This window comes from Alteromonas lipotrueiana, from assembly GCF_019249245.1.
In the GTDB taxonomy this organism is placed as follows: Bacteria; Pseudomonadota; Gammaproteobacteria; order Enterobacterales; family Alteromonadaceae; genus Alteromonas; species Alteromonas lipotrueiana.
In genome coordinates this window covers 19,848-35,329 of record NZ_JAESDK010000005.1, presented here as the reverse complement: position 1 = coordinate 35,329, position 15,482 = coordinate 19,848, and the positions used below count along the sequence as shown (strand labels likewise).

The 15,482-nt window shown below is 45.1% G+C and carries 11 protein-coding genes; 6 read left to right on the top strand and 5 right to left on the bottom strand.

The features are described from left to right. Positions 1–16 precede the first annotated feature (16 nt). Positions 17–952 (top strand): hypothetical protein, encoded by a 936-nt coding sequence (locus tag JK130_RS04995; protein ID WP_218353120.1) that lies wholly within the window; start codon positions 17–19, stop codon positions 950–952. On the opposite strand, the gene JK130_RS04990 is transcribed toward JK130_RS04995, so the two are convergent. The 4 genes from JK130_RS04990 to JK130_RS04975 all read right to left on the bottom strand — a co-directional run bounded on the left by JK130_RS04990 (position 949) and on the right by JK130_RS04975 (position 6,534). After that, positions 949–2,469: a SpoVR family protein gene (locus tag JK130_RS04990; protein ID WP_218353119.1), complete on the bottom strand. Its 1,521-nt coding sequence runs from the start codon at positions 2,467–2,469 to the stop codon at positions 949–951. The genes JK130_RS04995 and JK130_RS04990 overlap by 4 nt on opposite strands. 1 nt (position 2,470) lies before the next feature. Next, positions 2,471–3,757 (bottom strand): YeaH/YhbH family protein, encoded by a 1,287-nt coding sequence (locus tag JK130_RS04985; RefSeq protein WP_218353118.1) that lies wholly within the window; start codon positions 3,755–3,757, stop codon positions 2,471–2,473. Between the two features lie 35 nt (positions 3,758–3,792). Next, on the bottom strand, positions 3,793–5,715 hold the full coding sequence (locus JK130_RS04980) for a PrkA family serine protein kinase (protein WP_218353117.1): 1,923 nt from the start codon (positions 5,713–5,715) through the stop codon (positions 3,793–3,795). 234 nt (positions 5,716–5,949) lie between these two features. Further along, the gene (locus JK130_RS04975) at positions 5,950–6,534 is read right to left on the bottom strand and encodes a superoxide dismutase (protein ID WP_218353116.1); all 585 of its coding nucleotides are present in this window, start codon (positions 6,532–6,534) and stop codon (positions 5,950–5,952) included. A gap of 395 nt (positions 6,535–6,929) precedes the next feature. On the opposite strand from JK130_RS04975, the gene JK130_RS04970 reads away from it, so the two are divergent. From JK130_RS04970 to JK130_RS04950, 5 genes are all read left to right on the top strand, one after another. Continuing rightward, positions 6,930–7,277: a Grx4 family monothiol glutaredoxin gene (locus JK130_RS04970; protein WP_218353115.1), complete on the top strand. Its 348-nt coding sequence runs from the start codon at positions 6,930–6,932 to the stop codon at positions 7,275–7,277. A 348-nt stretch (positions 7,278–7,625) separates the two neighbouring features. Next, complete coding sequence (locus JK130_RS04965; protein ID WP_218353114.1) at positions 7,626–10,217, top strand: TonB-dependent receptor plug domain-containing protein; 2,592 nt, start codon at positions 7,626–7,628, stop codon at positions 10,215–10,217. A gap of 206 nt (positions 10,218–10,423) precedes the next feature. Further along, the gene (locus tag JK130_RS04960) at positions 10,424–10,981 is read left to right on the top strand and encodes an RNA polymerase sigma factor (protein ID WP_218353113.1); all 558 of its coding nucleotides are present in this window, start codon (positions 10,424–10,426) and stop codon (positions 10,979–10,981) included. Then, positions 10,978–12,066, top strand: coding sequence for a FecR family protein (locus tag JK130_RS04955; RefSeq protein WP_218353112.1), 1,089 nt, complete (start codon positions 10,978–10,980; stop codon positions 12,064–12,066). Before JK130_RS04960 ends, JK130_RS04955 begins: the two co-directional genes overlap by 4 nt. Before the next feature lie 206 nt (positions 12,067–12,272). Then, on the top strand, positions 12,273–15,155 hold the full coding sequence (locus JK130_RS04950; RefSeq protein ID WP_218353111.1) for a TonB-dependent receptor: 2,883 nt from the start codon (positions 12,273–12,275) through the stop codon (positions 15,153–15,155). Between the two features lie 38 nt (positions 15,156–15,193). Here JK130_RS04950 and JK130_RS04945 read toward each other — a convergent pair whose 3' ends face one another. Continuing rightward, positions 15,194–15,388 carry a (2Fe-2S)-binding protein gene (locus JK130_RS04945; RefSeq protein WP_218353110.1) on the bottom strand — a complete coding sequence of 65 codons (195 nt, stop codon included), beginning with the start codon at positions 15,386–15,388 and terminating at the stop codon, positions 15,194–15,196. Positions 15,389–15,482 lie beyond the last annotated feature (94 nt).

Sequence of the window (15,482 nt, the reverse complement as noted above, 5' to 3'; positions counted from 1 at the left end):
TATAAAGGGATGAGATATGAAACGAGGTGTCGCAATAATAGCAAGCTTGTGGTGGGGTATCGCCGGGTCAGCTCTGGCCCAGACCACGGTATCAAATTTATGGTTGTTCGATTTGACATATGACGACCAAAAACCCGTCATTGAACACGCAAGAAAACTGACAGACACCGATAGCTATACAAATCAGCCCTATTTTTTCTCTGAGCAACAAGCACTTTATTACACGCAAAGCTACGCTAAAGGTGATGCTTATCAAACTGATATCATGAAATTTGATATCAGCCGGGGCTTTCATCGTAATCTTACTCATACCGCTGTAGCAGAATACTCTCCTACGCCCTTACCTGAGCAAGCCGGATTCTCAGCAATTCGGGTGGATAAGCAAAACAAACAATGGTTATGGATTTACACCCAAAAAGAAAACTATCGGTTTAGCGAACTTGAACCGATTGGCTATCATGTATGGGTAGATGCCGAAGAGGCCTTAGTGTTTGTGCTTGGACAAACCCACACTCTGCAACGCTTATCGCCAGGTTTGTCTCCCTCGGTTGTCGATAAGAATATCGGTCCCAGTTTATGGGCAATTCCTAACACACGCTTATTTAGTTATACCAAAAACCCGGCACCCGAAGAGCAACCCTGGACATTAATGAGCTATGATCCCGAGGCCGAAAAAACCAGTTTGTTGGTGACCTTGCCTAAAGGCGCTTATTACATGGCATGGGCTCCCGAAGCCCGGGCATTAACACTGGTAAATTCGCAAATATATTCGTGGGACTTTACCGAACCGGTAGCCGATGTTTCGCCAACGACAAACTCTGCTAATGTGACCGATCGGGGCGCATGGCAACCTTGGCTCAATTTAAATACATATTGTCCTTACGGTGGCAGTCGACTTCATATCAGTAGCGATGCGCGCCAGCTGGCGGTAGTCTGCAACGAAGCCGGTTAAGCAGCGTTGTTGGAGCGCCGGCAGGCAGCAATAACTTCAATTGCGCCATCTTCGTGTTGCTGTTCCAGACTCACATCAAATTTCCACAAGCGATGCAAATGTTGCATCACTTTGTCGCGCGACTCATCAAGGGGGATCCCCTTTTGGGGAATATACCGTAATGTCAAAGCGCGATCGCCGCGAACATTCACGTTATAAACCTGAATGTTGGGTTCGACATTACTCAGGTTGTATTGGGCCGAAAGCTTCTCGCGAATAGCCTGGTATCCGTGTTCATCATGAATAGCACTTATGCTGACATAGGGTCTGCTGGCATCATCCTCTATAGCAAATAAACGAAAGTCACGGATAAGCTTGGGTGACAAAAACTGACTAATAAAGCTTTCATCTTTAAAGTTGCGCATCGCAAAATGAACCGTATCCAACCATTCTTTACCAGCAATATCAGGTAAGTATCGATAATCTTCTTCGGTCGGGTGCTGGCAAACACGCTTAATATCCATAAACATATTAAACCCTAATGCATAAGGATTAATCCCCGAATAATAAGGACTATTGTACTCGGGCTGCATCACCACGCTGGTGTGATTATGTAAAAACTCGAGCATAAACCTGTCGGTTACCAGTCCTTCGTCATACAGCTGCGTTAAAATATGATAATGCCAAAAGCAGGCCCAGCCTTCGTTCATTACCTGGGTTTGTTTTTGCGGATAAAAGTATTGAGAAATTTTACGTACAATACGCACCAACTCACGCTGCCATGACTCAAGTAAAGGAGCGTTTTTCTCAATAAAGTACAATAAGTTTTCTTGTGGTTCCTTTGGAAAATGTACCGGCTGTGGGCGATCATCCGTTTTAATGTCGGGCAATGTACGCCACAACTCGTTTACCTGAGACTGCAAATACGCTTCACGTTGATGTTGGCGGCTCATCTCTTCAACAATCGATATTTTTTGTGGACGTTTGTAACGGTCTACGCCGTAATTCATTAATGCATGACACGAATCAAGAGTATCTTCGACCTCAGTGGTGCCATACTTTTCCTCGCATTTCGTAATGTAGTTTTTTGCAAAAACCAGATAATCAATAATTGATCCAGCGTCAGTCCAGGTTTCAAACAGATAATTCCCTTTGAAAAACGAATTATGTCCATAACAGGCGTGAGCCATAACCAACGCTTGCAAAGTAATGGTGTTTTCTTCCATCAGGTAGGCAATACACGGATCGGAATTAATGACAATTTCATAAGCCAGCCCCATCTGACCACGCCGATACTGTTGTTCTGTTTGAATAAATTTTTTACCAAACGACCAGTGACTGTAATTGATAGGCATACCGATACTGGCATACGCGTCCATCATCTGCTCGCCGGTGATAACTTCGATTTGATTCGGATAGGTTTCCAGACGAAAATTTTTTGCAATGCGGTCAATATGGAATTCATATTGTTCTAAAAGGCTGAAATTCCAGTCTGGGCCATCACTTAACGGTTCATGGGTCTGATTCGTTTTTGGCATACTACACTCCCACCGCGTTCGAATGTTGGTCTTTTTTAAAAAGCTCACGAAAAACCGGGTAGATGTCTTTAACAGTTTGAATGTGCTTCGAAACAAAATTTTCGCAGCTGGCTTCGATTGCCTGATATTCTCGCCAAAGACTTTGGTGCTGACGTTCGGTTATCTCAATATAAGCAAAGTAGCGCGTAAGCGGTAAAATCTCTTTAAGTAATAAGTCGCGACAATAGGGAGAGTCGTCAGCCCAATTATCGCCGTCTGAAGCCTGGGCACCATAAATGTTCCAGTTGGCATCGCTGTATCGGGCTTTAATAATCTCGTCCATCAACTTTAACGCACTTGAGACTATGGTTCCGCCGGTTTCCTGCGAGTAAAAAAATTCATGCTCGTCAACTTCTTTAGCCTGCGTATGATGGCGAATATAGACCACTTCAACGTTTTCATAGGTTCGGGTTAAAAACAGATACAGTAAAATATAGAAGCGTTTTGCCATGTCCTTTGTGGTCTGATCCATTGAGCCTGAGACGTCCATTAAACAAAACATCACGGCTTTGCTGGTGGGTATAGGGCGCTTGTCATAGTTTTTGAAGCGCAGGTCAAAGGTATCGATAAACGGTACCCGCGCTATTTTTTCCCGCAATTCGGCGATGTCTTTTTCAAGCGCTATGATGGCTAAAGTGTGGTCGTGTTTATCGGCGTGTAAAGTAGCAAGCTCTGCTTCAAGTTCGCGCAGTTTTCTGCGATCACGACCGGTTAAAGCTATACGTCGGGCGATAGAGCCTTTTAATGACCGAATGACATCCAGGTTACCGGGCACACCGTCGGTTTGATAACCCGCCCGATAGGTTTCGTATTCGACCACTTTATCAAATTGGGACTTTTTAAGATTAGGTAAGGCCAGGTCTTCAAACAATAGCTCTAAATATTCGTCTTTTGAAATAGCGAAAACAAATTCGTCTTCGCCTTCCCCTGAATTACTTGCTTCGCCATCGCCCTGACCGGCCCCTTTGCCCTGCGGAGGCCGTTCGATACGGTCGCCGGCCGTAAACTGGTCGTTACCCGGATGCACAACAGAGCGTTTACCTCCTTTGCCTGTGTGAAAAACCGGCTCGCTTATATCTCGCCCCGATATGCTGATTTGCTCACCACTTTCTAAATCAGTTACCGAACGATTGCCTACCGAGTCTGACACCGCACGCTTTATTTGCTGTCTGTAACGCCGCAAAAAGCGTTGCCGGTTGACGGTACTTTTGCCCTTACTGTTTAGTCGTCGATCGATAAAATGCGCCATAAACACCTACTCGTTGTTTGCACATGGACAGCAAGTTACGAGGCTTTACGCACTCGTAAATACCATTCACAAAGCAATCTCACCTGTTTCTGGGTATAGCCTTTTTCGGTCATACGATTGACAAAATCATCGTGTTTTTTCTTGTCTTCAGTAGACCCTTTTGTATTAAAAGAAATAACCGGTAGTAAATCTTCGGTATTCGAGAACATTTTTTTCTCAATAACGGTGCGTAGCTTTTCATAACTGGTCCAGGAGGCATTTTTACCATTGTTATTGGCCCTGGCCCTGAGTACAAAATTGACAATTTCATTGCGAAAATCTTTTGGATTTGAAATACCGGCAGGTTTTTCGGTTTTTTCAAGCTCTGCATTTAGTGATTCGCGGTCAAAAAGTTGTCCGGTTTCAGGATCGCGGTATTCCTGGTCCTGAATCCAGAAATCGGCATAGGTAACATACCGGTCAAACAAATTCTGACCGTATTCTGAGTAGGACTCTAAATAAGCGGTTTGAATCTCTTTGCCAATAAACTCAACATAACGAGGCACCAGATAGCCTTTTAAAAACTCCTTGTACCGCTCGGCGGTATCCTGAGCAAACTGCTCGCGCTCAATTTGCCGCTCTAAAACATAGAATAAATGTACTGGATTAGCCGCAACTTCCTGATGATCAAAGTTAAATACGCGGGACAATATTTTAAAAGCAAACCGGGTCGACAAGCCCTCCATGCCTTCATCCACGCCGGCATAATCCCGGTACTCCTGATAAGACTTGGCTTTAGGATCGGTATCTTTAAGGCTTTCACCATCGTAGACACGCATTTTCGAATATACGCTGGAGTTCTCAGGTTCTTTTAATCGCGATAACACCGTAAACTGAGCCAGACACTCAAGAGTATCTGGTGCACAGGGCGCGCCACAAAGCTCGCTGCTATCAAGAAGCTTGCGGTATATTTTGAGCTCTTCAGACAAGCGCAGGCAATAAGGTACTTTAACAATGTAAACACGGTCTAAAAATGCTTCGTTGTTTTTATTGTTGCGAAACGTCTGCCATTCTGACTCATTCGAATGCGCCAGAATTAACCCATCAAAAGGCAAAGCCGAGAAGCCCTCAGTGGGATTATAATTACCTTCCTGAGTAGCGGTAAGCAACGGGTGCAAAACCTTTATCGGGGCCTTGAACATCTCGACAAATTCCATCAAGCCCTGGTTGGCCTTGCACAAAGACCCTGAATAACTGTATGCATCGGGGTCATTTTGAGCGTATTGCTCTAATCGTCGAATATCGACTTTTCCTACTAAAGCTGAAATATCCTGATTGTTTTCATCACCCGGCTCGGTTTTAGCAATGGCGATTTGATCCAGGACAGAAGGAAATACCCGAATAACTTTGAACCGGGTAATGTCGCCGCCAAATTCGTGTAATCTCTTGCGCGCCCACGGCGACATAATTGTTTTGAGGTAGCGTTTTGGTACCCCATATTCTTTTTCAAGAATACTGCCATCTTCATTGACATCAAACAGACAAAACGGATGGTCATTAGTTGGCGAGCCTTTTAGCATGTAGATCGGAATCTTTTGCATCAGCTCTTTCAAACGCTCGGCCAGGGAAGACTTGCCCCCGCCGACAGGACCCAGTAGATATAAAATTTGTTTCTTTTCTTCAAGCCCCTGGGCGGCGTGTCGAAGATAAGCAACAATTTGCTCAATGGCCTCTTCCATTCCATAGAATTCGCCAAAAGCAGGGTAGCGGGCGATAACCCGATTGGAAAAGATGCGGCTTAAAGCAGGGTTAGCAGAAGTATCAATCATTTCTGGTTCGCCAATTGCCTGTAGTAAGCGTTCGGCAGAGTTTGCATAAGCCATGGGATCGGTCTTACAAATTTCCAGAAACTCTTGAATGGTAAATTCTTCTTGTTGTCGTTCTTCATACCGATGCTGGTAATGTTCAAAAATACCCATACGTACCTCTAAGTCAAAAAACGGTCTCCCGTACTTTCAGCTTAGTCTGTATTTAGAAAACCTGTACTTTTTTTGAACATATTTTGATATAGCGAAAGTATTAAAAAATCTATGATTAAATGAACTTTTGGCATTTGTATAGCGAAAGGGTAAAACCTATTACGAAATAGCGGCAACGACAGGCACAAAAAAGCCCGCATCGAGGCGGGCTTTCAATATTAATTAAAGCGCAAATTATTTTGCAAAATTCTCTGCAGCAAATTCCCAGTTAAGAACAGCCCAGAAATTTTCAAGATACTTTGGACGTGCATTACGGTAATCGATGTAATACGCATGTTCCCATACATCACAGGTAACAACAGGTGTGTATTCGTTGCCAGCTATTGGGGTGTCTGCATCATCAGTGTTAACGATATCAAGTGTACCGTCTGATTTTTTCACTAACCATGTCCAGCCTGAACCAAAATTGCCAGTGGCTTTATCATTGAATGCAGCTTTAAAGTCGTCAAACGAGCCCCATTTAGATTTAATCGCATCGGCCAGCTCGCCTGTCGGCTCGCCGCCACCATTTGGGCTTAAGCAATTCCAGTAAAAGGTATGGTTCCATACCTGCGCAGCATTGTTAAAAAGGCCACCATCAGCAGACTTGATAATTTCTTCAAGGCTCTGGCTTTCTTTTTCAGTACCTTCAACTAAACCGTTCAGTTTAGATACGTAGGTCGCATGGTGTTTACCATAGTGATACTCCAGCGTTTCAGCTGAGATATGCGGTTCTAAAGCATTTTTTTCATAAGGTAGTTCTGGTAATTCAAAAGCCATTACGAGTCTCCATGTCGGTGATAATATAAAGTTGTGCCTACCGCTCATCTTCGTGGTGTCAAAGCGCGACATCAACAACGGTCTCAACATAACAAAGTTATATGGGCGATTTTTTATAACCCAATGACAAATTTAAAAATTTACCTCGTAAAAAAGATAAATTTATTAAATGTCGGTTTATCTAAACCGGACAACTCTGCAACTTTCATAGCGCTGGCTAGTCGGTTAAGATCACCTGCGTTAAGATTTTATTCTATGTAGAACGTATTTTGAGGTGAGCGACGCGAATTTGGCCGTAAACGTTAGACCTGTGTTAGTATACAAAGACTTGAAAATCACACCAGCTGACCGCATATACCCGCTATTACTCAGTTGTCTGTATAAGTGAGGACTTAATGGAAAACACTACCCCTGAAGCGACCGTCGAAAAAATTAAAGAGCAAATTGCAGAAAATCCCATCCTGCTTTATATGAAAGGCTCTCCAAAATTGCCAAGTTGTGGATTTTCATCGCAAGCTTCACAGGCTCTTATGTCTTGTGGAGAACAGTTTGCCTATGTCGATATTCTACAAAATCCGGACATTCGCGCCGAGCTACCGAAATACGCTAACTGGCCTACCTTTCCTCAGTTGTGGGTAGATGGCGAATTAGTGGGTGGCTGCGACATTATTATTGAAATGTTCCAGCAAAACGAACTGCAGCCATTAGTAAAAGAAGCAGCCGAAAAGAATAAAAGCGAATAAGCTTTTGTAGTAAATAAAGAAGCCTGGCATCGACCAGGTTTTTTTGTGTCCGAAAGAAAAAATCGACTCCCAAAAGGCTATGTTAAAAGCTATATTTATCTGTGTTTAAATCCCGCTAATACTCTTATAGACAAGTGACAAAACAGAATCCTCTACGCGGCAAAAATAAATAATTTTTTCATCTCAAATGGTTTGTTTTACTGCCCCTTAATGTTTATAACGAAGACGTTGGTGAGTGACTCATCAGCATAATCAACAAGTAAATAAGAACCTTGTCACACCGGCAAAACCAAGAATAAAGAGCCGGAACATCGTGTAACAAGCATAAAAATAAACTGGGGAACTCATATGAAAACGTCTATATCGTTGCTGACCAAAAATGTACGCACGGTACTTGCTGCTTCTGCCGCTATGTCGGTACTGACCTTTAACACAGCGGTGGCTCAGGAGCAGGAAGGTAGCGCCGATACACCAGAAGATATGGAAAAAATTGCGGTAGTCGGAACACGCGCTGCGCCACGTTCGGTAGGCGAGTCACCGGTACCGATTGATATTATCTCTGATGAAGAATTCAAAAATCAGGGCTCGACTGACATGGTGTCCATGTTACAAACGGTAGTACCCTCGTTCAACGTGAACGACCAACCTATTAATGACGCCTCGTCGCTGGTTCGTCCGGCGAACTTACGTGGTATGGCATCTGACCATACACTCGTACTGGTTAACGGAAAGCGTCGTCATCGCTCTGCGGTTATCACTTTTCTAGGCGGTGGTTTGTCTGATGGTGCACAAGGACCGGATATCTCAGTTATTCCGGCGGTAGCACTTAAACAAATTGAAGTATTGCGCGATGGCGCGGCGGCTCAGTATGGTTCAGATGCCATTGCCGGTGTTATCAACTTTGTTTTAAAAGATAACAATGACAGTGGTGTGGTTGAAGCGCGTTATGGCTCTTATTACGAGGGCGATGGCGACATGATGCAGGTATCCGGCAATATTGGTTTGCCGATGAGTGATGACGGGTTCATAAATTTAAGTGCGGAATATCGTACTGCCGATCCTACTTCACGTAGTGTTCAGCGCGATGACGCTGCTGGTTTAATCGCCGCTGGTAATACGTTTGTAAACGATCCTGCCCAGATTTGGGGCAACCCAGAAATTAAAGAAGACATCAAACTGTTTGCTAATGCAGGTCTTGATTTGGGTAACGATGCTGAAGCTTATATCTTTGGTAACTACGCTGAGCGTGAAGTTGAAGGTGGTTTCTATTATCGTAACCCCCACACGCGGGGCGGTGTGAATGCCGGAGGCCTGGATGAAGACGGTACACCGCTATTGTTGGTTGGCGATTTAGATGGCTTGAACACCGGTATAGAGTGTCCTGCCGTACGTATTAGTGACGGCAATGTGCTTGATAATGCTGATTACGGCCTGATTGCTGATAATTCTACGGCAGTAGGCGCTAACTGTTTTGCTTTTAACGAACTGTTCCCGGGCGGCTTCACTCCACGCTTTGGCGGAACTATTACTGATATGTCTTTGGTGTTTGGTACACGAGGCGAATTAGACAACGAAGTTACCTATGATGTCAGTGTTAACCTGGGCCAGAACGAAGTAGATTTTGCCATTTCAAATACGGTCAACCCGTCATTAGGTCCAAATACGCCAACCTCGTTTAAGCCAGGACGATACACTCAGTCAGAACAGACCTTTGATTTTGGTCTGACCAAACCGTTTGATATTGGTATGGCTGATCCTTTGTTTGTGGCAGGGGGCTTTCAGTACCGTCACGAAACCTATGAAAGCTTTGCTGGTGACCCGGCTTCCTACGAAATCGGTCCATTAGGTTCACAAGGCTTTGGGATTGGTTCAAATGGCTTCCCGGGTCTGTCAGCACGAAGCCAGGGCGAGTCATCACGTCACAACATTGCCTTTTATCTTGATGCTGAAATGTATCTGACAGAAGACTTCTTGGTTGCCGGTGCAGTACGTTACGAAGACTTTTCAGACTTCGGTGACACCACCAAAGGAAAAATTTCGGCCCGCTGGCAGGCAACCGAGAATATTGCCTTTCGCGGTGCCTTTTCTACCGGCTTTAAAGCACCAACTATCGGCCAGAGCAACGTACGTAACGTAACCACTGCATTTGGTACCGACGGCGAATTGATTGACCGGGCAACCTTGCCTCCTACAGATCCCATTTCTGTACAAAAAGGCGGCACCGTACTGACACCTGAAGAATCAGAGAGCATGAGCTTTGGTGTGGTAGCCCAGTTTGATAACGGCTTATTTTTAACTGCTGACTATTACAATATTGAGCTTACTGACCGTATTAGTACTACTTCAGGTATTAAACTAACCGCAGAAGATATTGAAGCGCTGTTGGCGCAGGGCGTGAGCGATGCGTCTAGCTTTACTGAAGTCAGCTTCTTTACTAACGACTTTGATACCACCACCGAAGGCGTAGACTTAGTTGCCAACTATAGTCATGAAATGTTTGGCGGTGATACGAAGTATTCATTGGCGTACAACTGGACCTCGACCGAAGTTGACCAGGCTTCTGAAAACATCTCTGCTGATCGCATCAGAATGCTGGAAGATAACCTGCCTGCGGTTCGCTGGAGTTTAACAACAAATCATACCAATGGCGACTGGCGCTTGCTGGGCCGGGTTAACTATTACGGCAGCATTTATGAAGATCACTTAGATTCCGCTTTGCCAATTGATGACATTGGTAGCGAATTTACCTTAGATTTGGAAGTCGCTTATCATTTCAGCGAGCAGCTTCAGGTTGTTCTGGGTGCCAAAAATGCCCTGGACGAATATCCTGATGACAATGTTTTGTATGACACAGAAGTTGCCGGTGCTGCTTATCCGGTTACCTCGCCAGTAGGCATTAACGGCGGATTTTATTACTTACGGGGTATCTATACCTTTTAATTAATCCGGCTTTTAAACGGGGCGCAGGGTCGCCCCTTTTTACTGGTAAGCCCTCAGTATTTTTATCTTAAAATAATGAGGAGTTACTGGTAATGCTGTGCCAAAACGGTTTTTTTGCTCCTTAGCCAAAAGGCGAAAAAGGATGACAAAACCAATAGGCTGCTGCATTATTAGGCGGATTTTTTCAGGCATATTTGACGCAACCTATGACACATAAGTCAACACTGGCGGATACGTACATCCGGTACCGTTCAAAATTAATGCGTGCAATAAGCAATATTGTCAACAAAGACGATATTGAAGATATTGTGCAAGAAGCATTTATAAAAAGTTATGAAGCGGGTCTTAGCCAGGATATACAGTATGAGCGAACTTACATGCTTCGGACGGTAAGAAACCTGGCGCTGAACCATGTTTCGAGCGCGGCTAACCAGTTGAATGATGCTGTCGAAAATATGGATGCATTACCGTACGATTTGGTAGGTCATAGCCTTGAAAAGCACTTAGAAAGCAAAGAGCGTTTTATACATTTTTGTCGTGCTACCGATACTCTTTCTGCCGAAGTTAAACGTGTATTTTTATTAAAGAAAGTATATGAGATGAAGCAAAAGGACATTGCTGAACTGGTTGGGCTCAGTGAAAGTACGGTAGAAAAGCATGTCGCGAAGGGGCTGTTATTATGTTCTCGTTATTTGGCTGGGCTGGCCGATAATCAGGCACCTTCCGGCTCATCATCCAGCAGTCAGGGTGTACGAAGCCGATGAACAATATAAGTCAGTTTACCAGTAAAGAAGATATTTACGACCAGGCTTCGCTATGGATAAGCCGGGTTGACCGCGGGTTAACAAAAGTTGAGCAACAAGAGCTGAATGAATGGATGGCTGCAAGTAATGGCCATCGTCGGATTTTATTTGAACTGGCCGAGCTGTGGGATGATATGAGCGTCTTAAATGAGCTCAAAAATCAGCTTCCAAACAAGCTGGAAACATCCAGCAAACGTCAGCGAGCGGGCAAAGCGTTGCAGCGGGCTCGTTATGGCGCAGCGGCTGCGGTTGTATGTACGATACTCTTACTGGGGCTTGTTTCTGATTGGTCGTGGTTAGCAGGCCAGAACTCCTCGGTGGCCCAAAATAGCCGACGTGTGGCTACTGCAATCGGAGAGCAGCGGTCGGTTAAGCTTGCTGATGGCAGTATTGTTCAATTAAACACGAATTCCATTATCAGTATTCAGTTTAGTAATAATATTCGTCGAATTACCCTACAAAAAGGCGAAGCCCATTTTGCGGTCGCACACGACCACTATCGGCCCTTTGTTGTAGAGGCCGCAGAAAATACCGTTACCGCGATTGGTACGGCGTTTAATATGCAGTACACCGATGAAGATTCTTTTGAACTGGTGGTCACCGAAGGTAAAGTGCTGGTTCGTGAAAAAATAACCGATAGTCAGGCCAGTGACGCTACAGCGTTGATCAACCCCGATGCAACGAAAAGCGGCCAGCTGCTGGTTTCGGGTGAAAAAGCCAATATAAACGGCGAAGTAGGTCAAAGACACAATCTGAGTACCGATGCTATGCAACAAGATCTGGCCTGGCAACAAGGTATGATCGTATTTAAAGGCGAGCCTTTAGAAGATGCATTAAAGGAAATTGGTCGTTACACCCCGGTTAACTTCAAAATAGCAGATCCGGAATTACGAAAAAAACGCGTAGCGGGATATTTTAAGGTTGGCGATATCAGCGGTCTGCTGTTTGCGCTGAAAAATAGCTTTAATATTGAGCATTCCCGTAATACGGGGATGACAATTGAGCTCACAGAAGCAAATAAAAAACCTGGGTCCAACGCTGGCTAATTTATAAAGCTACAGTGGAATTGTATCGACACTCTGTCAACGTATTGTCATGTGCTTATATGTTGTGACAATATAGCCAAAAGTTTTTGGGTTTTCTGTTTCGTGTATTTTTGGTTTCTGGCTCTACTTAACACAGTTGGTTCGGTGCTTACTGACTGCCTTTTACCCAAAAAGGCAGTTTGGTGCGTGGGTGACCGTTTATAGCTATGTCCAGGTTTGGTAAATGGTTTCTTAAAATAGGCCTGCTTAGTGCGGTCTCTTTTGGTGTGCATGCCAAACAAGTCTTCGAATTTTCTATTCAGGCGCAAAGTGCCGATGAAGCACTGACTGAGTTCGCCCGACAGGCCGACACCACCTTATTATTTTCTTATGAGCTGGCCCAGCAGGTAAAAGCAAACCCACTTACCGGAAAATTTACGCTCCAGGAAGGTTTGCAGGCATTGTTACAGGGTACCGAACTAGCGGTTCAGGTGGATGCCCGCGGTATGCTTACCGTAAGACATGTTGATGAGATTTCAAAGACCACGGCTCCGGTGGTTAAGACATCTGACATTAGCGACGAGCCCGAAACCTTTTCGCTTGAACGCATTGCTATTGTTGGCTCGCGTAATACCTCACGCTCGGTCGTTTCCTCTGCGGTACCTTTAGACATACTCACAAGTGATACTTTCAAAGCACAAGCCGGTGCCGATCTCTTAGGTATGCTTGCTTCAGCGGTGCCCTCTTTAAATGTAAACGACCAGCCCATTAATGATGCCACCAGTCTCGTTCGGCCTGCCAATCTTCGGGGTATGGCATCTGACCACACTTTACTCTTATTAAATGGTAAACGCCGGCATCGCTCTGCGGTTATTACCTTTTTGGGCGGTGGGTTGTCAGACGGCGCGCAGGGCCCGGATATTTCAGTGTTGCCCGCCAGTGCTATGAAGCAAGTCGAGATATTGCGCGATGGTGCCGCAGCGCAATATGGTTCAGATGCTATTGCGGGGGTGATTAATTTTGTTTTAAAAGACGCAGATGAAGGCGGCACTGTGGCTGTAAAAACCGGTCAGTATGGGGCGGGTGATGGCGAACTGGTTCAGTTTCAGGCTAATGTGGGTTTGCCATTATCTACCAATGGTTTTTTAAATTTGTCAGCAGAGTATCGTCAGCAAAACTCTACCGCGCGTTCGGTTCAGCGGGATGATGCTCAGGCACTTATTGATGCCGGTAATCATCAGGTGGCCAGCCCGGCTCAAGTATGGGGGTCGCTGGCAGTTGACCACGATATAAAACTGGCGGCAAATGCAGGGTATGATATTAATAGCAACCATCGTCTTTATGGCTTTAGTAATGCCGCACGACGTAAAACCGGGGGAGGCTTTTTTTATCGCCATCCTCATTTTCGTAGTGGGGTGTTTAGTCAGCCTCAGGGCGATGAGTTAGTATTGCTGGTGGCTGACCTGGATGGGTTGAACACCGGGATTCAATGTCCTGATATCCAAATTACCGAGCCTAATGTATTGAATCAATCTGATTATCAGCAAATAGCAGATAACAGCACTGCACTGGGGGCAAACTGCTTTGCCTTTAATGAATGGTTTGAAGGGGGATTTACTCCACAGTTTGGTGGCATTATTGAAGATGCTTCTTTGTTTGGTGGTATAGAAGGGCAGCTTTTTTCACAGTGGCAGTACGACATAAGTTTTGGCGCTGGGTATTCGAATATTGCCTATGAACTGATAGATACTGTGAATCCTTCTTTGGGTCCTGAATCGCCTTTGCGATTTTCTCCGGGCGCGGTTTCGCAAATAGAGCGAACATTTAATTTTGACCTCGCCGGACCGGCGATAATCGGACTGCCTGAACCTGTTTATCTAGGGGTAGGCGCAGAATGGCGAAGAGAAACTTATCATCAGCGTGAAGGAGATGAGTTGTCGTGGCAAACCGGGCCCTATGCATTTGATCAGGCCACCCAGACAGCGCAGGGATTCAGTATCGGTTCGAATGGGTTTCCCGGGTATCAGCCACAAACCGCCGGCCACTGGAGCCGCCAGAACTGGGCATTGTATGCCGATGCTGAAAGTCAGCTGCATACAAATTTAGAGGCAGGGTTGGCGGTTCGGTTAGAACATTATTCGGATTTTGGCAGTACATTTAACGGAAAATTCAGCAGCCGGTGGCAAATGACTGAATCCTACGCGTTGCGTGGCTCGCTAAGTTCCGGTTTCAAAGCACCCACGGTGGGACAGAGTAATGTGATTAACGTAACGACTGCCTATTCAGCTCAGGGATTGCAAGATCAGGCAACACTACCGCCGACACATCCTATATCTCAGCAGCTGGGAGCCAATGCATTAAGCCCGGAACGCTCGGTTAATGTTAGCCTGGGCGCTGTGGCAATGTGGAGCGAACAGTTTTACCTGACCCTGGATTATTTCAACATAAAACTAAAAAACCGAATTAGCACGACCTCGGCTATCGCGCTGACCCCAAGTGACATCACCGCATTGGAACGCCAGGGTATTGAGGGAGCAGATGAATATGGTGCGGCAAAATTTTTTACGAACGATTTTGATACTCATACTCAAGGCTTAGATTTAGTTTTAAATTACAACTTTGCCACAGGCGCCGTCACCAACGAGCTGACGGCTGCTTACAATTGGACGCATACCGAAGTAGACAGTGTCACCTTGTATCCTACACAAACCGAAACGGACGATATCATTTACGCCCCAAATCTGACCAGTGCTCGCATCAATATGCTCGAAAGCAACTTACCGGCGCATCGGGCTACCGTTACGTTAAAACAGTATTGGCAGGCATTTTCCGTATTTTGGCGGGGGGGGTATTTTGGAAGCTATTATGAGGATCATCTGGATGCCGCAGCGGGCTTTGACATCAATGGTAAGCCGATGTTTACTTTAGATGTTGAATTGGGATGGTTGGTTACCGAGCAACTTACTTTGGCGATAGGTGCAAAAAATGTTTTTAATACCTATCCGCAGTTGAACCCTTATCGGGGTGAAGTAGGCGCAAAATATCCTGCGACCGCGCCAGGGGGAATAAATGGCGGCTTTTATTATGCAGAAGCGCGTTTTACCTTTTAATTACTTACCCAGATTGAGCAAAAGAAGACGAGGCTGAATTAGCATACTTCGCGAAACAGTGATTCGTCGATAATGGTTGAATCGATAACTTGTTGAGCCATGCTGATACATTTACCACACTGACTGCCGATGTCCATAACTTCACGAAGTTCACGCAAATTACCGGCGCCGTGCTTTTCTACCGCCTGTATTATTGCTTTGTCTGTCACGCCGTAACACATACATACGTACATCTGATTAACCCCGTAAACGTTATATAAATGATAATAATTGCTATTTGCACACAATGCAAGACAGATTGGGATGAAAATCATTCGCGTTTGCAAA

Coding starts and splice junctions, on each gene's coding strand:
- JK130_RS04995 (WP_218353120.1), top strand. CDS start 17: ATGAAACGAGGTGTCGCAATAATAGCAAGCTTGTGGTGGGGTATCGCC.
- JK130_RS04990 (WP_218353119.1), bottom strand. CDS start 2,469: ATGCCAAAAACGAATCAGACCCATGAACCGTTAAGTGATGGCCCAGAC.
- JK130_RS04985 (WP_218353118.1), bottom strand. CDS start 3,757: ATGGCGCATTTTATCGATCGACGACTAAACAGTAAGGGCAAAAGTACC.
- JK130_RS04980 (WP_218353117.1), bottom strand. CDS start 5,715: ATGGGTATTTTTGAACATTACCAGCATCGGTATGAAGAACGACAACAA.
- JK130_RS04975 (WP_218353116.1), bottom strand. CDS start 6,534: ATGGCTTTTGAATTACCAGAACTACCTTATGAAAAAAATGCTTTAGAA.
- JK130_RS04970 (WP_218353115.1), top strand. CDS start 6,930: ATGGAAAACACTACCCCTGAAGCGACCGTCGAAAAAATTAAAGAGCAA.
- JK130_RS04965 (WP_218353114.1), top strand. CDS start 7,626: ATGAAAACGTCTATATCGTTGCTGACCAAAAATGTACGCACGGTACTT.
- JK130_RS04960 (WP_218353113.1), top strand. CDS start 10,424: ATGACACATAAGTCAACACTGGCGGATACGTACATCCGGTACCGTTCA.
- JK130_RS04955 (WP_218353112.1), top strand. CDS start 10,978: ATGAACAATATAAGTCAGTTTACCAGTAAAGAAGATATTTACGACCAG.
- JK130_RS04950 (WP_218353111.1), top strand. CDS start 12,273: ATGTCCAGGTTTGGTAAATGGTTTCTTAAAATAGGCCTGCTTAGTGCG.
- JK130_RS04945 (WP_218353110.1), bottom strand. CDS start 15,388: ATGTACGTATGTATGTGTTACGGCGTGACAGACAAAGCAATAATACAG.